The organism is Lentibacillus kapialis, assembly GCF_014646635.1.
GTDB classification, from domain to species: domain Bacteria; phylum Bacillota; class Bacilli; order Bacillales; family Amphibacillaceae; genus Lentibacillus; species Lentibacillus kapialis.
In genome coordinates this window covers 63048-83467 of the sequence record NZ_BMNQ01000008.1, presented here as the reverse complement: position 1 = coordinate 83467, position 20420 = coordinate 63048, and the positions used below count along the sequence as shown (strand labels likewise).

The 20420-nt window shown below is 41.9% G+C and carries 21 protein-coding genes; 5 read left to right on the top strand and 16 right to left on the bottom strand.

What is annotated here, in order from left to right; all coding sequences use genetic code 11:
• Nucleotides 1-277 precede the first annotated feature (277 nt).
• The gene (locus tag IEW67_RS05415; RefSeq protein ID WP_188632048.1) at nucleotides 278-829 is read left to right on the top strand and encodes a GNAT family N-acetyltransferase; all 552 of its coding nucleotides are present in this window, start codon (nucleotides 278-280) and stop codon (nucleotides 827-829) included.
• Between the two features lie 25 nt (nucleotides 830-854).
• On the opposite strand, the gene IEW67_RS05410 is transcribed toward IEW67_RS05415, so the two are convergent.
• Entirely contained in the window at nucleotides 855-1151 is a 297-nt protein-coding gene (locus IEW67_RS05410; protein WP_188632044.1) for a 4a-hydroxytetrahydrobiopterin dehydratase, read from the bottom strand.
• Between the two features lie 187 nt (nucleotides 1152-1338).
• On the opposite strand from IEW67_RS05410, the gene IEW67_RS05405 reads away from it, so the two are divergent.
• Together IEW67_RS05405 and IEW67_RS05400 are read left to right on the top strand one after the other, a co-directional pair.
• Nucleotides 1339-1899, top strand: a complete 561-nt coding sequence (locus tag IEW67_RS05405; protein ID WP_188632043.1) for a hypothetical protein — start codon at nucleotides 1339-1341, stop codon at nucleotides 1897-1899.
• Nucleotides 1900-2011: 112 nt separating this feature from the next.
• Nucleotides 2012-2386 (top strand): DoxX family protein, encoded by a 375-nt coding sequence (locus IEW67_RS05400; protein WP_188632042.1) that lies wholly within the window; start codon nucleotides 2012-2014, stop codon nucleotides 2384-2386.
• 212 nt (nucleotides 2387-2598) lie between these two features.
• Here the strand turns inward: IEW67_RS05400 and IEW67_RS05395 are convergent, their stop codons facing one another.
• From IEW67_RS05395 to IEW67_RS05345, 11 genes are all read right to left on the bottom strand, one after another.
• Entirely contained in the window at nucleotides 2599-3816 is a 1218-nt protein-coding gene (locus IEW67_RS05395) for a S1C family serine protease (protein ID WP_188632041.1), read from the bottom strand.
• A 114-nt stretch (nucleotides 3817-3930) separates the two neighbouring features.
• Nucleotides 3931-4716, bottom strand: a complete 786-nt coding sequence (locus IEW67_RS05390; protein ID WP_188632040.1) for an MBL fold metallo-hydrolase — start codon at nucleotides 4714-4716, stop codon at nucleotides 3931-3933.
• The gene (locus IEW67_RS05385) at nucleotides 4713-5645 is read right to left on the bottom strand and encodes a two-component system regulatory protein YycI (RefSeq protein WP_188632039.1); all 933 of its coding nucleotides are present in this window, start codon (nucleotides 5643-5645) and stop codon (nucleotides 4713-4715) included. The genes IEW67_RS05390 and IEW67_RS05385 overlap by 4 nt, the downstream gene beginning before the upstream one ends.
• A 2-nt stretch (nucleotides 5646-5647) precedes the next feature.
• Entirely contained in the window at nucleotides 5648-6958 is a 1311-nt protein-coding gene (locus IEW67_RS05380; RefSeq protein WP_188632038.1) for a YycH family regulatory protein, read from the bottom strand.
• Complete coding sequence (gene walK / locus IEW67_RS05375; RefSeq protein WP_188632037.1) at nucleotides 6958-8787, bottom strand: cell wall metabolism sensor histidine kinase WalK; 1830 nt, start codon at nucleotides 8785-8787, stop codon at nucleotides 6958-6960. Before walK ends, IEW67_RS05380 begins: the two co-directional genes overlap by 1 nt.
• A 9-nt stretch (nucleotides 8788-8796) precedes the next feature.
• Nucleotides 8797-9501 carry a response regulator YycF gene (gene yycF / locus IEW67_RS05370; RefSeq protein WP_188632036.1) on the bottom strand — a complete coding sequence of 235 codons (705 nt, stop codon included), beginning with the start codon at nucleotides 9499-9501 and terminating at the stop codon, nucleotides 8797-8799.
• Between the two features lie 533 nt (nucleotides 9502-10034).
• The gene (locus tag IEW67_RS05365; protein WP_188632035.1) at nucleotides 10035-11321 is read right to left on the bottom strand and encodes an adenylosuccinate synthase; all 1287 of its coding nucleotides are present in this window, start codon (nucleotides 11319-11321) and stop codon (nucleotides 10035-10037) included.
• 174 nt (nucleotides 11322-11495) lie between these two features.
• Nucleotides 11496-12869: a replicative DNA helicase gene (dnaB, locus tag IEW67_RS05360; RefSeq protein ID WP_188632034.1), complete on the bottom strand. Its 1374-nt coding sequence runs from the start codon at nucleotides 12867-12869 to the stop codon at nucleotides 11496-11498.
• 54 nt (nucleotides 12870-12923) lie between these two features.
• Nucleotides 12924-13370 (bottom strand): 50S ribosomal protein L9, encoded by a 447-nt coding sequence (gene rplI, locus IEW67_RS05355; protein WP_188632033.1) that lies wholly within the window; start codon nucleotides 13368-13370, stop codon nucleotides 12924-12926.
• Nucleotides 13367-15340 (bottom strand): DHH family phosphoesterase, encoded by a 1974-nt coding sequence (locus IEW67_RS05350; RefSeq protein ID WP_188632032.1) that lies wholly within the window; start codon nucleotides 15338-15340, stop codon nucleotides 13367-13369. Before IEW67_RS05350 ends, rplI begins: the two co-directional genes overlap by 4 nt.
• 27 nt (nucleotides 15341-15367) lie before the next feature.
• Entirely contained in the window at nucleotides 15368-16315 is a 948-nt protein-coding gene (locus IEW67_RS05345) for a YybS family protein (RefSeq protein WP_188632031.1), read from the bottom strand.
• A gap of 312 nt (nucleotides 16316-16627) precedes the next feature.
• Between IEW67_RS05345 and IEW67_RS05340 the strand changes: the two genes are divergently transcribed.
• Both IEW67_RS05340 and modA read left to right on the top strand, forming a co-directional pair.
• Nucleotides 16628-17107, top strand: a complete 480-nt coding sequence (locus IEW67_RS05340) for a hypothetical protein (RefSeq protein WP_188632030.1) — start codon at nucleotides 16628-16630, stop codon at nucleotides 17105-17107.
• Between the two features lie 11 nt (nucleotides 17108-17118).
• On the top strand, nucleotides 17119-17886 hold the full coding sequence (gene modA / locus IEW67_RS05335; RefSeq protein ID WP_188632029.1) for a molybdate ABC transporter substrate-binding protein: 768 nt from the start codon (nucleotides 17119-17121) through the stop codon (nucleotides 17884-17886).
• A gap of 87 nt (nucleotides 17887-17973) precedes the next feature.
• Here modA and rpsR read toward each other — a convergent pair whose 3' ends face one another.
• The 4 genes from rpsR to ychF all read right to left on the bottom strand — a co-directional run bounded on the left by rpsR (nucleotide 17974) and on the right by ychF (nucleotide 20382).
• Nucleotides 17974-18201: a 30S ribosomal protein S18 gene (gene rpsR, locus IEW67_RS05330; RefSeq protein ID WP_188632028.1), complete on the bottom strand. Its 228-nt coding sequence runs from the start codon at nucleotides 18199-18201 to the stop codon at nucleotides 17974-17976.
• Between the two features lie 42 nt (nucleotides 18202-18243).
• The gene (gene ssb, locus IEW67_RS05325) at nucleotides 18244-18726 is read right to left on the bottom strand and encodes a single-stranded DNA-binding protein (protein ID WP_188632027.1); all 483 of its coding nucleotides are present in this window, start codon (nucleotides 18724-18726) and stop codon (nucleotides 18244-18246) included.
• A gap of 17 nt (nucleotides 18727-18743) precedes the next feature.
• Nucleotides 18744-19034: a 30S ribosomal protein S6 gene (gene rpsF, locus IEW67_RS05320; RefSeq protein WP_188632026.1), complete on the bottom strand. Its 291-nt coding sequence runs from the start codon at nucleotides 19032-19034 to the stop codon at nucleotides 18744-18746.
• Between the two features lie 247 nt (nucleotides 19035-19281).
• Nucleotides 19282-20382, bottom strand: a complete 1101-nt coding sequence (ychF, locus tag IEW67_RS05315; RefSeq protein WP_188632025.1) for a redox-regulated ATPase YchF — start codon at nucleotides 20380-20382, stop codon at nucleotides 19282-19284.
• Nucleotides 20383-20420 lie beyond the last annotated feature (38 nt).

The window sequence follows — 20420 nt, the reverse complement described above, 5'->3', positions numbered from 1 at the left end:
TTATTTTCGTCCGAACAGCGTATTTTTAGAAAACTTCAGGTTATGAAGCAACATTTTCTCGGAAAATAGACGCTTATGATTTTTTTATTGATTTATGAAATTCCCCCGTTTTTGGGGGCTAACCATACTAATAGTTTGTTAAAAATGTAGGAAAATCATTCTTTTAACCTATCCTTAAAATAAAATTTAGTAAGAAGGAACCAGATGAAAAATATCCCTTGATAACTCCGGTATATATGTTAAAATAATTCTCAACTTTGATCAGGGGGCGCAAATGATGTTTTTATTTGAAATTGACGAAGAAATTGCTTTGAAGCACCTGGAAATCACTGATGCAGCTCCTCTGTTTCAGCTGACGGATGACTCAAGGGAAACATTGCGGCAATGGTTGTCGTGGGTTGACCATACCAAAACACCCAACGATTCCCGGTCCTTTATTGAATCCGTATTAAAGCAGTTTGCAGAAAGAAGAGGCCTCACCACCGGTATTCTCTATCAGGGTGAGCTTGCCGGTGTTGCAGGATTCAATTTATTTGACTGGACGAATGGCATTGGGCACATCGGCTACTGGCTTGGTGCTGAATATGAAGGAAGAGGGATTATGACACGCGCTGTCAGCGGTTTGATAGATTATGCCTTTTATTCACTGGAGCTGAACCGGATCGAAATACGGGCCGCTTATGCCAATCATAAAAGCCGGGCAATTCCGGAGCGGCTGGGCTTTGTGCAGGAAGGCCGGATCCGACAGGCAGAATGGCTTTATGATCATTTTGCAGATCACGCTGTTTACGGTAAGCTGGCACATGAATGGAAACATCATAAAAGATAAAATGCGGGTAATATGCCCGCATTTTTTATTTTGCTGCTTTTTCATAAAGATCATCAAAGTGGTTGACCATTTCAAAGTCCAGATCAGTCAATCCTTTCATCTGCCATGATGATATTTTCATCGTAACGATTTTATAATCAATTGAAATAAACGGATGATGCTGTTTGCTTTCTGCATATTCAGCAACCTGATCGACAAAGCGCACACCATTCAAAAAGTCACTGAACCGGTAGCGACGACCGATCCACTTCTCATCAATCCGTTTCCAATCAGGCAGACTTTCCAATTCTTTTTCAATTCGTTCTTCACTTAAACGTTCCATTTGTTTTTTTACCTCCATTCAATTTTCTTTACCCCGTATCATGTTGTTACCCACAGTTTAACAAATTTTAACGTTTTGAACAGTGGCTCCTGCACTATCCACAGACTATCCACAGAATTTTGGGGATAACCTGGTGAATAGTTCTCTTTTATTTTACTGAAACTACCCTTGAAAGAGAGGGGTCTAAATGAACGAAAAGGAATTATACTATACAATTTTAGAACAGAAGCAAGAGCTAGAAAGTCTTATGAAGGAACATTGGCAGCTATTTTCCGGCATGGATACGTGGTTTTTCTGGATTAATCTTGCTACCATTATTGTTCCGCTTATTATCTTATATTTTACAGTAGACAGGAAACGGTTGTTTGAAATCTCTTTCTTTGGTTATAGTGTACACGTATTGTGGCTTAATATAGACACACTGCTGACAGCCAATAACTATTTCAATCACCCGCACAGCATTTCATACCTGCTTCCGGAAGGTGTTACAGTAACAGCCGTTCTTTTTCCGGTGATCTTTATGCTGTTGTACCAGTATTGCACCAACAACGGGAAAAACTTTTATCTTTATGCGATTGTAGCCAGTATAATATTTGTATTTGGATATGGTACCTTTTCAGTATCGGTTGACCTGCTCAGGGTGCACAAAGGCATGAATTTTTTCTACTTAACACTGATTGATATTGCGATCGTTTTCATCGCTTTCTGGGCTACGAAACTTTTCCAATTAATAAAAAGACAAGCATAGTACAAGTTCCAGACTGTGCTTGAATACGGAGCTTTTTTATAAGAAGGTTGTCAAGGTTGCCCACTATCTTGCATACGTATTAACCATCACTAACGATGGAGGTGTTTCTCGTATGCAAACAATACATGGGTCTAAGTGGATTGCCTATGCGGTTGGGTATGTTTTTTTGACATCGGGGATTCTCAAACTCGTGTCCAGCGACTTCAAGACAACATTCATAAACCTTGGACTGCCATCCCCTGAAAACATGCTGCTTCTCGTCGCTCTCACGGAAATTGCCTGTAGTGCATTTATATTGGCGCGATTATTTGTTAGACATGCTGTTGCACCGCTTGTTCTCATAATCCTTGGGGCGCTTTGGTTCACGAAACTGCCAATCCTAATGAATCAGGGGATCCTGCAATTTGCCTTTGAAGCCCGGCTTGATATTGTGATGCTTATTTTATTGGTACTACTCTGGTGGCGTAAATCAGCCGGACAGCTTTGACAAGACTATCCACAAAATTATCCACATATGCACAAATGTTCGCGGTTATTTTGGTGCAGAAATGATGTTCTATACAAGATATGGATGTTATCTACATGTTGTTCACATACTGTGGATAACAAAAGAGAAGGCAGTTAGATATGATTAAAGCTATCCATTACATAATGGATAGCTTTAAACTTTTTAAAATGAACCGACTCTGCTTACAGCGCTCACCGCTGTTCAATCAATTCAAATGTTGCCTCTTGCTGTTTGCCATCACGGTAATAGGTGACCGTCAATGAATCGCTGACTTCTTTTTCCTGGTATAAAATTTTACGCAAATCAATCATGTTCATGACCTTGGTACCATCAACCGCCGTGATGACATCCAGTCGGGTCATTCCGGCTTTATCTGCCGGCGAACCAGGTTCAACGGTCCATACGTAGACGCCGCCCTCTACCTTATCCGGAAGGTTTAATGTATTTTTCCATTCTGTTTGCGGTACTTCTTCCAAAGAATATATTTCCACACCCATATATGGACGTTTCACCTGTCCGGTTTTTTCAAGCTCGTTTACAATCGGTCGCGCTGCATCGATCGGGATGGCAAATCCGATGCCTTCAACCGCTTCCTGATTGATCTTCATCGAATTAATCCCAATCAGCTTCCCATCAATATTAATCAGGGCTCCACCGCTATTTCCGGGATTAATCGCTGCATCAGTCTGAATAACTTCTGCCTGCCAATCATTGCGGCCATCCTGGTTAAAATCCTGTGGAATCGTTCGTTGTGTACCGCTGATAACACCTTGAGTTACCGATCCCAGAAACATGCCAAGCGGGTTGCCAATTGCAATGGCCGGTTCCCCAACCTTTATACTCTTCGATGATCCCATTTCAATGGTTTGTTGAACCTTGTCGCCGTTCATCCTTAACACGGCCAAATCAGAGAACAAATCACTGCCGAGAATTTCAGCTTCAACCCGTTTATCATCCGAGAGCACAACCTCAACGGTATCTGCTCCCTCAATCACGTGATGGTTGGTGATTACATAGGCCTTACCTTCCGATTTTTTATAAATGACACCGGATCCCGAGCCAGCTTCACTCTGCTGCTGACCTTCCTGCTGCTGCCAGAAGTCACCTTGCCGCTGAATATTGATGACGCCGACGACAGCAGGTGTGACCTTATCAACCACTTCCGTTATTTGAGAGGATACATTGACCGATACAAAACCACTTGATTCCGGACGAGTATGATTGCTATCTGTACTATCCTGAGCAGTTTCACGATCATTATTCCATGCTTCAGATAAAAAACCTGATTGTAACACACCGGGTAACGCGATCAGTGCAATAATAATGCCAATTATAATGCCGGCAAAGACAGGGCCTATCCAGCGCCGTTTCTTATGGCCCTCTTCCCGTTCATCATCAAAGTAGCCCATTTAAATTGCTCCTTTAACATAAAATGGCTCAGGCTGTTTCATTAGCTGCTTCATATCAAAAATAATGAAAACAGCCTTTCTTCACATTATAGTATTACACTAATCTTAAAATTATTATCCGACCTCATATAACCTTGTTGGGATTTTGGGGTCTGTATCCTGAATATCAAGTGTCATGCCGCGTTCTTTTAAAATATTATCCACTGACATACGCGCCAATTCCTTCATATTATTATCCTGGCTTAAATGCGCTAAATAAACCCGGTTTGTCCGATTCGTAATCAAGTCACTAAGGGCAAGACCACAGTCTTCATTCGACACATGTCCGGAGTCACTTAAAATGCGGCGCTTGACGTTCCACGGATAGCGCCCCATTCGCAGCATGCCGATATCATGGTTTGCCTCAAAAATGTAAACATCAGCGTCCTCCACAGTTCGCTTAATCCGCTCTGATACATATCCAAGATCCGTCACAAGAGCAACTTTTTTTCCATCATTCCGGAACGTAAAAAACATTGGCTCAGCAGCATCGTGGGAGACACCAAACGATTCCACTTCAATATCACCGAATGTATTGACTGTCTCCATACCAAAATCAAACTTTTGATCAGGCGAAATCGTACCTATGGAATTTTCCATGGCTTTCCACGTCTTTTCATTCGCATAAATCGGCAGATTATACTTACGGGCGATTATCCCAAGTCCTTTAATGTGATCACTGTGCTCATGGGTTACTAGAATACCATCCAAGCTCGCTGGATCAACCGCCACTTCGTCGAACAGCCTGTCCATTTGCTTCCCGCTCAATCCGGCATCAACTAACAACTTTTGCTCATCCGACTCTATATAAAAAGCATTTCCGGTACTTCCCGATGCCAGTACACTAAAACGTAATGTCATTCAATCTCACTCTCCGGTTGCTGATTAGATGTCAGTTTTTCATTCAGGTGTGATAACACAAAACCTTTCATATCATTGTCTTTATTAAGCTTTTGTACTTTTTCAATCGTAGATGAGATGGCACCTAGTAAAAACGTCTGTTCATTACTCGAAACGATCAGGTTCTCAATCGCATTGACATGAAAGCTTTCTTCATCATTCACTGTTATCCTCCATGCCGGAGAAAAAACTTGCTCGCCGCTCTCAAGCGGAATTCTTGTATGCAGTCCCATACTCACATTCGTTATCTCATCCCCATTTTCCAGCCTGTTACCATCAAACAAGGCCTGAATAGCCGTTATCGGCTCAACCAGCGCCTTCTCTTCTAACGGTGACTCATTGCCAAGCATTGTCTGTGTATAAAAAATCATTTCATTATCATCATTTAAGTAAACAAGCACGATTCCTTTTTGATTGTAATAGATCGGATAACCGTTTTTTTGCTGGAAAAATACAAGAACGTTCATTTCCTTGTTCCAACCGCCAAATCTATAATTATTAGATAGAAGAATGCTGTTCTTCACAACTTCTTTTATAAGGTTGTCATCAGCATCTTCCGGTATTGAAACGGGATTGTCAAAACGCGACAGTATTAATTTTTCATCAATGGCCTCAGCCTGCTGGTTCTCCTTATCGTCAAAAAAAGTCAGCTCTTCATCCGTAAATTTTTTTGAGTATAATGATAAGTAAGATGCGCTGAAGTCTCCGCTGGGCAAATCAGCGCTAATACTGATATCCTCGGACTTCAATTGTTCCTCAAATGAGGAATTGGATGTGTCCGGCAAAGCAAATTCAGCTTCACTTTGTTTATTCAAAAACGTCAGCAGCAGATAAACATCCAATATGAGAAAACAAAGGATAAAAAGCGTTTTAATCTGTTTCCATTGCATCCTCAGTTCCCTCCTTCTTGCTGAGGTGACAGATTAGAAAAATCAATTTTCTGCCAGCTGCCATTGTAATCCATAAACCATGCCGGTTCCAACATTACCGCGTCGGCATCGCTTTTATAAGTCAAACAATAGCCCACTTTAATATCATATACCTGGTCCATATGGTAAGAACTGCTGCTCGAAAGTTTGTCAATGACGCGTGCGCCTGATATTAGCTTCGTTGCCTCATCCCCGCCCAGATAGTTGACAAGCCTGAACAGCGGACGATTATACTGGTGCAGTTCCGTTTCCCGGTATTGCTGTTCAATGACCGAGGAATAGTTGCTGCCAAAAATCGGATAACCCTCATAATACATCTGATAGCGTACTTTGTTATTCGATGCGTTTGTATTAACAGCCATTAAATTATATTCATCCGTCCAGCCCTGGTGATCATTAATATTCAATCTGCTTTTATCTATCAATTCCGCCGGTTCCATCTGCTCATATGATGACTGGAGCGGATTCTGAAATTCAACTGTCCGCCTATTCGTGTAAACACGCATAATACCGCGTGCACTGTCAGTGAAGTAAATTTCATTTTCATTGACGCGATTCCGTCTTACAATATCCGGATCGGTGAACAGTGTATCAACCATAAGTTTTGGGTCGATTTTCTCGACTGCTATCGACTTGCTTGAGATACTCTGCTGATTGCCCGGTACATAGATAGACCCCTCAGCGCCTTCAGTCCGTATATATTTACTTAAGCCCTCAAATGTCGTGAGATACTCCCATAATTGCGCATATTTTTCAGAGTTATTGACAGTCGCCATTGCCTGCTTGTTACCGTCATCGGATAAGAAGGTTACGTTCATAGTCTTGGTATCCTGGTTAAACGTAAAAAACAGACGCTTAAATCCCCATCCGGGCATGTTAATGTCTCCGTTAAACGTAAACAAATCATCAGCCAGTTCCATTGGGACGACCTCCGGGAAGATAACTTCCACTCGGTACTTCCCGGAAGGCGTACCATTTGCACTGCTTGTCCGAAACTCATATAAACTCCATTTATGCATGTCCTGATATAACGAGTTGCGATCAGCCGGATTACTGAACCCATAGTAAGTATTGTCATTTTCAAAAATAATCGAGTCCGGTTCAATCAGCTCTTTTATGGACTTCTCAGATCCGCCAAGACTTGTGCTCTCCTCCACGACATTTTGGGGAAGCTCTTCGAAATTCGGACGGTAACTCCATAGGGCAAATGAAAGCACAAAGCTGATGCCTACCAGGACCCACAGTATAAATGACTTTACAGTTTCAAGCTGCATTATTTTCCCCTCCGCTTCTTATTCACCAGCGGAAGTGTAAAGAGAACCGTCGTCCCTTTACCTTCTTTACTCTTAGCCCAAATGCTGCCATGATGTGATTCAACGATTTCTTTGGCAATTGCCAGCCCCAGACCTGTTCCGCCAAGTTTCCGTGATCTGGCATTATCAGCTCTGTAAAAACGGTCAAACACTTTATCGACCTTATCATATGGTATGCCGGGGCCCTCATCTGAAACAGATACCAGTAATTGTCCTTTCTGCTTTTCTGCTTTAAAACGGATCGTACCGCCTTCCGACGAATACTTGATCGCATTGGAAATGACATTATCAAGCACCTGATTCATCTTATCCTGATCAATCCAGACATACAACTTTTCATTCGGCAGCTCGCGCTGCAGCGTTATTTGGTCTGATACGTTCATTTCAAAACGGTCAATCACCTGATGGAAAAAGTGTATGAAATCCGTTCGTTCCTGCTGCAGCGCCTCGCTTTGATTATCCATTCTGGAAAGCTGCAGCAAATCATTGACCATTCGGATCATTCGATCTGTTTCATTTTGGGTGACATCAAGAAATTTTGGCGCAATATCTTTGTCTTCCCATGCCCCTTCCGTTAGAGCTTCAATGTAACTACGCATCGTTGTCAGCGGTGTCCTTAACTCATGTGATACATTTGAGACGAATTCACGACGCTCACGCTCAATTTTCTCCTGTTCGGTCACATCACTAAGAACCGTAATAAATCCGCTGATATCATTATCTTCATCGGCAATGGTTGAGAAATTGGCACGAATCAGATAAATATCGTCATCATCGCTGAAATCAATAATCATCGTCCCGCTCTCGGCTAATTCTGAGAGGTCGACTGAATTCTCATCCAATTGCAATACATCAGGCAGGAAATTCCCCTGTACTTTATCAGGATCCTGACCCACCAGAAGCCCGGAAGCATCGTTTGCCAGCGTTATGAATCCATTGCGATCAGTTGCCATAACACCGTCGGACATGTTGGATAGGACTGAACTCAGCTTACGCCTCTCTTCTTCTGTCAGTGCCCTTGAATGTTTCAATTTGGCATTTAAATCATTAAATGATTCGGCAAGCTGGCCAATTTCATCCCTTCCATAGACATTAACTTTTTGAGAAAAATCCTCACGTGCCATTGTCTGTGCCTGCCTGCGCATTTCCTTAATCGGCTTGGTGATCGTTCTGGCAACGAGAATTCCCAGAAGCGCCGATACAGTAATGGCTAAAATGGAGCCCTGCAGAAAAACACGGTTAATGTCATCCAGTTGACTATAAACCCCTTCAAGTGATGCTTCAATATAAAGAGCGCCAACCTGTGTCTGTTCATTATCATAAATCGGGACTGCTCGTCTGTAGTTCCGATTTCCTTCGCTGTTAATCATCTTGCCTTTGTCTTCATTTCCGAATCGCAGGACATTATTTATAAAATCATCAGAGGTCCTTTTATCGATATTGCTGCTGCCGGATGTGTCATTTGAAGCAATAATCCGGCTTTGCATATTAACGACTTGGATCGTAATGATATCTGCCGTGTCGTTAACTTTTACGATATCCTGAACTTCCTGCTGCAGCGTCAACTCTTCATCATTGTTATCTGACCGATCCTTACTGAAGGCCTGCTCAAGGTTCACTTCCAAAATTTCGACACTGGCTTCAACCGACTCTTCGAAATTTTCTACAAGTTCCTGTTCCAGGCCACGGACAAAATAGGCACTGATCACCTGAATGGTTACAAGCAACAACAATATAAACATGATGATAAATTTCAATTGTATCGATCGGAAAAAACCAACATTGTGCATCAGAATGACCTACTCTTGTTCAGGATTACGCAAATAATAACCAACACCTCTTCGTGTCACAATCCACATTGGGTTACTTGGATTCTCTTCAATCTTTTCACGGAGGCGTCTGATTGTCACGTCAACCGTCCGGACATCACCAAAGTAATCATAACCCCATACCGTTTCAAGCAAGTGTTCACGCGTCATCACCTGACCGATATGACGGGCAAGATAATAAAGCAGTTCAAATTCCCGGTGAGTCAGATCCAACTGTTCATCATCCCGTGTTACAGCATACGCATCAGGATGAATCACCAGACGTCCAATCTCAATATTTCGTGTTGTCTGGACGGCATCATCAGGAATTTGCTGCTGTCTACGGATATTTGCTTTTACCCGGGCAATCACTTCCCGATTACTGAATGGTTTTGTCACATAATCATCCGCCCCAAGCTCCAGCCCTAGCACTTTATCAATTTCTGCATCTTTTGCTGTCAGCATAATAATCGGCATGGATCGTGTCTTGCGGATTTCCCGGCAAACTTCATTACCATCTTTGCCCGGAAGCATAAGATCAAGCAGCACAAGATCCGGTCCTTCGTCTTCAGCGAGCTTGATCGCCTCATCACCATCATATGCTATGATAACGTCATAGCCTTCTTTTTCAAGATTAAATTTTAAAATGTCTGCTATTGGTTGTTCATCATCGACTACCAGTATTTTTTGAGCCATACGGTCACTTCCTTTTCAACGTTGTTTCAATCAAACACGCACTGCCTGCGACTCCTTCTATCCATTCTATCGTACTTTTACTTAAATGTCTTTTGTTATAAGCCGGAATTTAAAAGGTCAGCATGTTCTTATTTTCCTTATTTTTTACTGACGATTATCTTCATAGAGCCGAAATCTTCTTATAAGGCCATCCATCATTTATACTTTCTGACGTTATAAAAAAGCCTAACCCTTATAACCAAATCAGTCACGGTTTTAGGCGTATTCTTCTTGCTAATTTTACATTTATATTACAGATTTTGGTGAACAGCCCAGATTTTTAGTGAACATTAAAATAAGCCCCCTGCTCAAGCCGAGCAGGGGGCTTATTTCCCATTAGGAGGCTAGGGTCTTGGACAAAAGTCGTTTTATTAAGGAAGAAACCGAACTAGTTAGAACGTATAATCTGCTCCGGAAATATACTTCGCACTGTGGCCTATGCCTATCCTTTCGCAGGAGTCTACATATATTTCCAGAGCTTAAGGTATATATTCCTAGCTATATACGCTTCTGACAACATTTGTCTGAGTGCGATCCGGTCCAACTGAAAAAATGGATAAACCGATCTCAGTTAATTGTGAAATCCGTTCAAGATAATGGCGTGCGTTTTCCGGAAGCTCATGGATACTTTTAACGTTTGTTATATCTTCATTCCATCCGGGCATCTCCTCATATACCGGTTCGCATGCCGCCAAATTGTTCAGGTTTGCCGGGAACTCATGGATAATTTTTCCTTTATACTTGTATGCCACACAAATTTTAAGTGTTTCAATACCAGTGAGGACATCCAGTGAATTAATCGATAAATCTGTAATTCCGCTCACTCGCTGAGCATGACGGACAACGACACTATCAAACCAGCCAACACGTCGGGGACGTCCTGTCGTGGTTCCATATTCATTGCCGGTCTCACGGATCCGGTCACCAACATCATCATGGAGTTCAGTTGGAAACGGGCCATCACCAACACGTGTTGTATAGGCCTTTGAGACACCGACAACATGATTGATTTTCGATGGACCGACACCCGATCCAATGGTCACTCCGCCCGCAATTGGATTCGATGAGGTAACAAATGGATATGTCCCTTGGTCAATATCAAGCATGACGCCTTGTGCCCCCTCAAACAATACCCGTCGCCCACTGTCGAGCGCCTCATTTAAAACAACTGATGTATCACATACGTACGCAGCCATCTGCTGTCCGTATTCATAATACGCGTCCAGTATATCCTCAACTTGAATTGGGTCAATTTCATAAACTTTTTCAAACAGACGATTTTTTTCCCGTAAATTTTGTTCGAGTTTTATACGGAATGTTTCTTTATCAAGCAAATCTGCAATCCGAATGCCACTTCTGGCTGCTTTATCCATATACGCCGGACCGATACCTTTTTTCGTTGTACCGATTTTATTGGCGCCTTTATCTTCCTCCTGGAGTGCATCCAGTTTTAAATGATATGGTAAAATAACATGTGCCCGGTTGCTGATACGCAAATTGTCCGTTGAAATATTGCGATCATGCAAATACTTGATTTCATCCGCAAATGCCTTTGGATCAATCACCATACCATTACCAAGCACACAAGTCTTATCATCGAAAAAAATACCGGATGGGATTAAGTGTAATTTATATGTTGCATTATCAAATTTAATCGTATGCCCTGCATTATTACCACCTTGATAACGGGCGACAACCTCAGCATTTTGCGATAAAAAATCTGTGATTTTTCCTTTTCCTTCATCGCCCCACTGTGTTCCTACCACTACCACTGAAGACATAGCGCACCTCCATGTATATTAACATCTGCTTTTTCCCTAATAACAGCGTAATTTTATCAACAAATTCACTTCCTGTCAAAATAAAAACGAATAATATTGCAAAAATAAATTTCAACGTTCGTGTTACTACTTAAAGATCAAGCAGAAAAAACAGCTTCTTTCTTTGAAGCTGTTTTATGCCTGTACAGGAGCCGGCGGTACATCACTGTCTGAATAGCGGTGATCCAAGTCAACGAATTTATTATATTCTTTTACAAATGCCAACTCAACATTGCCGACCGGACCATTCCGCTGTTTGGAAATAATGATTTCAATAATATTTTGTTTCTCTGATTCCTGATCATAGTAGTCATCCCGATATAAAAAACCAACGATATCCGCATCCTGTTCAATGCTTCCCGATTCACGCAAGTCTGACATCATTGGACGTTTATCCTGTCGGGACTCGACACCACGGGATAGCTGAGAGAGAGCAATCAGTGGCACATTAAGTTCACGGGCAAGAGCTTTAAGAGCACGTGATATTTCCGAAACCTCCTGCTGCCTATTTTCCCGAGAGTTACCGCTCCCTTGAATAAGCTGCAAATAGTCGATCAAAATCATACCAAGTCCGTGCTCCTGCTTAAGCCGACGGCATTTTGACCGGATCTCGCTGACACGAATACCGGGGGAGTCATCAATATAAATGCCCGCATTGGACAGGCTACCCATCGCCATCGTCAGTTTGCTCCAGTCATCCGGTTCAAGCCGTCCTGTCCTCAACCGTTGTGCATCAATATTGCCTTCTGCGCAAAGCATACGAGAAACCAACTGATCGGCTCCCATCTCCAAACTGAAAATCGCAACGTTTTCGTCGGTATTAACCGAAACATTTTGAGCAATATTCAAGGCAAAAGCCGTTTTACCAACTGACGGTCGTGCAGCAATAATAATAAAGTCATTTCGCTGGAAACCGGACGTAATATGGTCCAAATCACGATAACCTGTTGGAATCCCCGTCACATCACCATCGTGGTGGTGGAGTTGTTCAATATTATCATATACATCTATCAGAACATCTTTAATCGTTTTAAAAGTCCCGGTATTTTTCCTCCCCGAGACTTCCAAAATGTTCTTTTCTGCTTCATTTAAAACTTCTTCCACATTATCTTCATGAGAAAAACCCGATGTCACAATGTCTGTTGCTGTCCGGATCAGCCGGCGAAGTACAGCCTTTTCTTCAACAATCTTACTGTAGTAGACAATATTTGCTGCCGTCGGGACACTACCGGCCAAATCCGATAGATAAGCAACCCCACCGGCCTCGTCCAACTTTTTTTCATTCGACAGGGACGTTGTTACCGTCACTAAATCGATTGGTTCACCTTTATCCACCAGCTTCAGCATCGTATCAAATATGCGTTGATGACTTGCCCGGTAAAAATCTTCAGGCATCAGCCGTTCTGCGGCCGAAGATAGTGCATCAGGCTGCAAAAAGACAGCACCAATCACAGCTTGCTCTGCTTCAATATTGTGTGGTGGAGTGCGATCATTCCAAAGTTCGCTCATTGTCCTGCCTCCTCGTGAAGAAATTGTTCAAAGATGCCGGATATATCATGCAGCTTATTTCTCCACAATGTGAACTTTAATGATGCCGGTGACATCCGGATGCAGTTTCACTGGCACATCCGTATAACCTAGTGCGCGAATCGGATTGTCGAGTTCGATTTTGCGTTTATCGATTTTGTACCCGTAATCTTTTTTCAGCACATCAGCAATATGCTTTGATGTGACAGATCCGAAGAGTCGGCCGCCATCGCCTGATTTTGCTGAGATTTCAACTGTCGAGTCGGCAAGTTCATTTTTCAAAAGTTCAGCTTCTTTCTTTTCTTCTTCCGCTTGCTGCTGCTGCTTTTTCTGTCGTGCCTCAAGTGCCTTCATATTGCCCGGTGTCGCTTCTTCGGCCAGGTTATTTTTTAGCAGGTAGTTGCGGGCATAGCCATCTGAAACATTCTTTACCTCATCTTGTTTGCCTTTGCCTTTGACATCTTGTTTGAATATGACCTTCATTCGGTTTCCCCTCCTGTAAAATATTCCTCTAATATATCTTTCAGCAATGCCTCCGAGTCTTCAATCGTTGTATCTTCAATTTGTGTGGCGGCATTTGTCAAATGACCGCCTCCATTCATTTTCTCCATTATAATCTGAACGTTCACATCACCAAGTGAACGGGCACTTATTCCAATCCGTCCATCCTTTCGTTCAGAAATGACAAACGATGCGTTAATACCGCTCATTGTCAGCAAAGTGTCCGCCGCCTGGGCAATTAAGACACCACCGTACGATTGTCCGGGCTCTCCCTTCGAAATAGCAACTGTATCATGATAAATTCTTGCCCGTTCAATCAACTTGCTCCGTTTAATATAAATATCCAGATCTTCTTTCATAAACCGTTGAACCAGCACCGTATCTGCGCCTTTTGAACGCAAATAAGAAGCTGCATCGAATGTTCGTGACCCGGTCCTTAGTGTGAAACTCTTTGTATCGACGATAATCCCGGCCAGTAGAGCCGTCGCTTCCAGCATTTTTAGTTTCAACGTATTCGGCTGATACTCAAGCAATTCTGTCACCAGTTCAGCCGTTGACGATGCGTATGGTTCCATATAAACAAGAGTCGGATTATCAATGAATTCCTCAGCACGGCGATGATGGTCAATCACCACTTTATACTCTACTCTGTTTAAAAGTTTTTCATTGGCAACCATGCTTGGTTTATGCGTATCGACAACAACAGCAAGACTCCGGCTGGTTACCAGTGCTTCTGATTCTTCTGGTTCAATGAAGTGTTGCCATAAATCTTCCTCTTCTTTAAGCTCTTCAATAAGACGGTAAACACCGGTATCAATATCATCAGGATCAAGCACAATATATCCTTCCACACCATTGGCTTTAACGATATTTAATATGCCGATTGCTGCACCAATCGAATCCATATCAGGCGCTTTATGTCCCATAATAATGACATTATCGCTTCCCTGAACCAAATCCTTCAAGGCGTGGGAGATGACACGTGCTCTAACCCGTGTGCGTTTTTCCATTGGATTGGTGCGCCCGCCATAAAACCGGACTTTACCGGCATCATCTTTTATAACAACCTGGTCACCGCCGCGTCCAAGACCTAAATCAAGACTTGACTGGGCCATTTCACCAAGATCGGGCAACGTACTGTCCCCTACACCGATTCCAATACTCAATGTAATAGGGATATTTTGCTCAGCGTTCAACTCGCGCACTTCGTCCAGAATATCAAATTTCGATTTCTCCAACTGATCCAGTGTTTCTTTCGTTAAAACGGCCACAAATCGATCCTGAGACGTACGTTTCAGATATATGCCGTAATCATTTGACCAGTTATTCAGGACGGAAGTTACTTTGGAATTTAATTGACTCTTCAGTGTATCGTCCATGTTTTGTGTAATTTCTTCATAGTTATCAAGAAATATAATGGCAAGAACCGTTTTTTCATTTACGTAACGTGACTGAATTTCGGATTGTACGGTACGGTCTGACAAATATAAAAGACGTTCATCCTTTTTGATGAAAACCCGAAAATGATATCCTTCCAAATCAAGCCATAATTCATTGTCATTCTCTTTAACTTTAGACACGAGATCATCTGAGAGCATATTAAGGGAATTCCCGATCAACGTATCATCTTCTGTCAAACGGTTCATGTAAGGATTAGCCCATTCAATCTTATAGTCCTCATTAAATAATATAATCCCAATCGGCATTTCCAATAGTGCTTCTTCTCCAACACGTTTCACACGGTGTGAGAGCGTCGTGATATAATTTTCTATATCCTGCTGTCTCTTTTTCTCTGCATAAATGCTAAAGTACATTGATGCAGCAAGCACAATGGTCAACATCAGACCAATCGTCCAGTGAAAAAACCAAATAAAGCCAAGCAGTATAACAGATAGTGAATAAATCACCCACAGGTGACTGCTTAACATTCGCTTTCTTTGATAATCTTGCATATCATCAGCTCCTACCTGAACTCCCATTTACTTTTTATCATCGGAAATGCGATCTCTCAAGGAAAAGCCTAAATCAATTATACCCAACAGTCGCACAAGGTAAAGAAAGATGAACGGCAAAATAATCGTCAATACAACACTCCCGATTGGCAACGCCTTAGACATCTGTTTAACATGGGCGTAATAAAAAATAAACGAAAACCCTTGTAATGCCATCAAAATCCCGACAAGCATCAAAATGTTATTAACGGCGAGATAAATCATGCCATCCTGATCAAGACCAAAAAATGTCATAATGAGTGAAAAGAAATAAATCCAAATTAATGAAACCGGCAACTGCATCATCCGAAATGGAGGAAATTGCAGCTGTTTATTATCCAAGCGGCTAATCACTTTGTAACTTACCCATTGACTGACAAATGCGAGCAACAATGCTGTGATTGCTATGATAACAGGCAAGAGATCTGTCAGCATTCCGAATTGTTCGATTAGCATGGTCATCTGCTCTTCCGTCAACTTTTCCATACCCAATTGATCCAGGACATCCCGGCTCATTGTAATCGACTGCTCAAACATGTTGTTTAACTCATTTACCAAATTTACCTGAAATACATATTGGCTAAAAACAAATATAAATACAAGCCCAACCACAAATCCAATCGTTCCGCGAGCCAGCGTCTCATATGCAGAAAGTTTATGATAGATGGCACTGCCAACCATGATTCCACCAAGCCCCATTGCTATAGGGAGTGGCAAAGATAAAATGGATGTTAACAATGCTGACAAAATAGAAGCCGCTATCAGCATAATAGCCGCTGGCTTCCAATCATATCTGGAAGCAAACATAATAAATGGGACAGGCAATAAAAACACAGTGATTAATGTGATGACAGGAACAAAAATCGCAATCATCATTAATATCATAAATATCACTGTTAAAAGTGCACCGTCAGTTAGCTGTCGTGATTGGTTCATCGATTGCACCCTCTTGGATCACCTGAATTTATTGCTGTAGTTATTTTTATATTACACATGTAAGGGTATCACCTCATTATTATATGATAACACGATTTCAGCAGCATTTGGTGTTCGAAATAATATAAACTCATTATTTCCCGGGGAATATTTTCGGGAATTTTGTCGATATGTGAAATTCAAGGAATATTTATAGTCAACTTGTGTTATTAATGGTATTTTAAATATAGATATGTGAGTATGTATGAAGCCCTTTAAAGATGGCCTTTCTCGCACAGCTCATTGTATGATAATATACCGGAGATGAAAAGCGTGAAATTTTGGATTGCATTTATTAATAGTATTAAATTGCCGAACAGGCAAGCAATATTTGCCTTGAACCGAATTAGCATGGATATAGCAGTTCTGTATTTGTTTATTCTTCTGCTGATTGTCTCCGCCCCTTCGTTGGCTGATCAGCTAACCGATCCCGGAACGGGAATGCACTGGCTACTATTGCTTATTTACTTTTTTATTTTTTACTACTTGCCACTGAACATGGTTGTACTTTTGCTTGTTTCACTGATGGCGTATATAGGCGCGGGTATAGCAAAACTACTTAAACGCAAAATAAGATTCTCAATATTATGGAAGTTGGTTGTCTATATGACGACAATCCCTTTTTTGCTGTATACCATCATAGCATTATTTTTCCCGATTGGTGACGTATTAACAGGTTTATTTATTTTGTACACCTTTATATTCATGATCAAGGTTATTATAGCTTTTCCCAAACGAAAACGACGAAAATAGGAGATCTGGTTATGCGATATGTTACATTTGCTTTTCTGATTATCAGCACCATGTTTATTGCAGGCTGTTCAAGCGAGCAAAATACAGACGAAACAACATTACCTGTGGCAGCCGCCTCCAGTCTGAGCGGAACACTTTCCGAACTCAAAAAGGCCTTTGAATCAGAGCACCGCGACATCACATTAACGTTAAACTACGAGGCATCAGGCAAGCTTTCCCAACAGATTCGATCGGGTGCACCGGTTGATGTCTTTCTTACTTCTGATCCAAAGTGGATGGACAGACTTGCTCAGGAGGACGCCATTGTGGCAGATACACGAATCGACTTTGCCCAAAACAGCCTGGTTTTTGTATCAAGCCGCAACAAATCCATCTCAGCCAGCCAATTGAGTGATTTACCAAATATGGAAGTGGAACAAATTGCGATTGGCAGCCCCGATAGTGTATCGGCAGGAAAATATGCCAAACAGGCGATGACTGCAAGCGGCATTTGGGATAATCTTGAAGATAGACTGATTTACACCAATAATGCGCAGCAGACTCTTACATATATTGAATCCGGCAGAGCGGAATTTGGTATCGTTTGTGCTAGCGACCTGACCCAGTCTGATTTGATCAAGGAGATATTCCCGGTTGATAAGGCGCTCCATGAACCAATCCAGTATCAAGCTGCGGTCACTTCCACCAGCTCCACAATGGAAGCGTCCAAGGAATTTAATCAATTTCTTAAGACAGATAAGGCGCAGTCGATTTTACGTGAAAATGGATTTATGGACTGAAGTGAAGATAGGGATGAACATACCACCGCTTCTTCGTCTTCGAATTAAAAACCCGATTCACGCATTACCACGTGAATCGGGTTTTTATTACTCAGCCACGTATGGCAATAATGCCATTTGACGGGCACGTTTGATTGCTTTTGTCAATTTACGCTGATATTTTGCAGATGTTCCAGTTACACGGCGAGGGAGAATTTTCCCACGCTCGGAAATAAACTTTCTCAAAAGATCAACATCTTTGTAATCAATGTGCGTAATGCCATTCGCTTTGAAATAACATACTTTACGACGTCTTGCACGACCACGACGAGCCATATCGTAACCCTCCTTATTGCTAAGCTCTTTTAACACGGTTTGTTAAAAAGGCAAATCATCGTCTGATATATCAATCGGTTCTCCATTGTCTCTAAATGGATTATCACTGTTTTGATTTGGCTGGTTCTGGTTCTGATTTTGATTTTGGTTCTGATTTTGGTTGGGTTGGAATCCTGATGGCTGCTGACCTTTGTTCTGTGACGCTCCTTTTGATTCCAGAAACTGAACACTATCTGCCACTACTTCGGTTACAAAGACGGTATTACCATCACGTCCTTCAAATGTACGTGACTGGAGCCGGCCATCAACACCAACCATGCTTCCTTTTTTCATATAGCTTGCCAGGTTTTCAGCGGCCCTCCGCCATACAACACAGTTAATGAAATCGGCATCCCGATTTCCTTGCTGGTTAGAAAAAGGGCGGTTAACTGCCAATGTAAAATTAGCAACAGCAACACCATTTGGCGTATAGCGTAAATCAGGATCCTTCGTTAATCTGCCAACTAAAACGACACGATTTAACATCAGAACCACTCCCTGTTTTATTGATCTTCTTCTCGAATTGCCATACTGCGGATTATATCACCAGTAAACTTTGCCTGGCGATCAAATTCATTGATTGCCGTTTCGTCACCATTGAACTTAATGACAACATAATATCCATCACGATAGTCGTTGATTTCATATGCAAGACGACGCTTACCCATTTCATCAACTTTTTCAATTTCCGCCCCATTATTTTTTAACACGTTGGTGAAACGCTCGATTAAACTTGTTTGCGCTTCCTCTTCCATGTCAGGGCGGATGATGTACATGATTTCATATTTTCTCATCCGTAACACCTCCTTTTGGTCTTAGCGGCTCTTTTTTGTTAAAAAGAGCAAGGAGTAATATCATTTTCATTACTCACGATGGTATATTATATCAAAATAAACCTAAAAAAACAAGCACTCGAGAAATCCTGATTTGTAATATACGTCTATACATTCTCTTATTTGTCACAGCCAATAATACACGCCGTTTTTTTCAACCAACAATTAACCCTATTGTATTTACCAAGCTGCAGACTTGTCTCCAACTTTAAACATTAAATCGGAAATGGATGACATCACCATCTTGTACGATGTATTCTTTGCCCTCCAAACGAGCCCTGCCTCTATCTCGTGCATGGGCCATAGATCCAGCTTCCATAAGATCTTCATAGGAAACCGTTTCTGCCCTAATAAATCCACGTTCAAAGTCTGTGTGGATAATGCCGGCTGCCTGTGGTGCCTTTATCCCTTTAGGGAAGGTCCATGCACGTACTTCAGGTTCTCCTGCTGTAAAGTAGGTGCCAAGTCCCAATAAGTTATAGGATGCTTTGATCAGCTGATCCAGCCCAGCTTCTGATATCCCCAAATCATCGAGGAACATCTCCTTTTCCTCAGCATCCAGTTCAGCTACTTCCTCTTCAATTTTAGCGCAGACAACAATTACTTCGGCGTTTTCACCAGCAGCGTATTCTCTGACTTTTTGTACCTCTTTATTTGCTTCGGGTTCTGCTACATCATCTTCGCTCACATTCGCAGCATATAATGCCGGCTTGCTTGTCAGCAAATGAAGACCCTTCACCAGTTTCCATTGATCATCGGAAAACTCCAGAGCACGGACAGGTTTTTCTGATTCCAGTCCTTCTTTCAATTTTTCCAGCAGATCATATTCTGCTACAGCTTCTTTTTCTTTCTGTCTGGCCATTTTTTCGACCCGCTGCAACCGTTTATTAACTGTTTCCAGGTCTGCCAGAATAAGTTCAAGATTAATTGTTTCAATATCATCGATCGGACTAATCTCACCGGACACATGCGTAATGTTATCATCCTGGAAACAGCGGACCACCTGGACAATCGCATCCACCTGGCGAATATGGGATAAAAACTGGTTCCCCAGGCCCTCGCCTTTACTTGCTCCTTTTACAATTCCGGCTATATCTGTAAATTCAAATGTTGTTGGAATCGTTTTTTTCGGTTTAACCAATTCACTTAATTGATTTAAGCGATCATCGGGAACTTCTACAATCCCCACATTCGGATCAATCGTGGCAAACGGGTAATTCGCAGCCTCTGCACCCGCTTGTGTGATAGCATTAAACAATGTGGATTTGCCAACATTGGGAAGCCCGACAATTCCTGCTGTCAATGACATTAACTTTCACTCCTTAAGGATTCCATTCATATGAACGC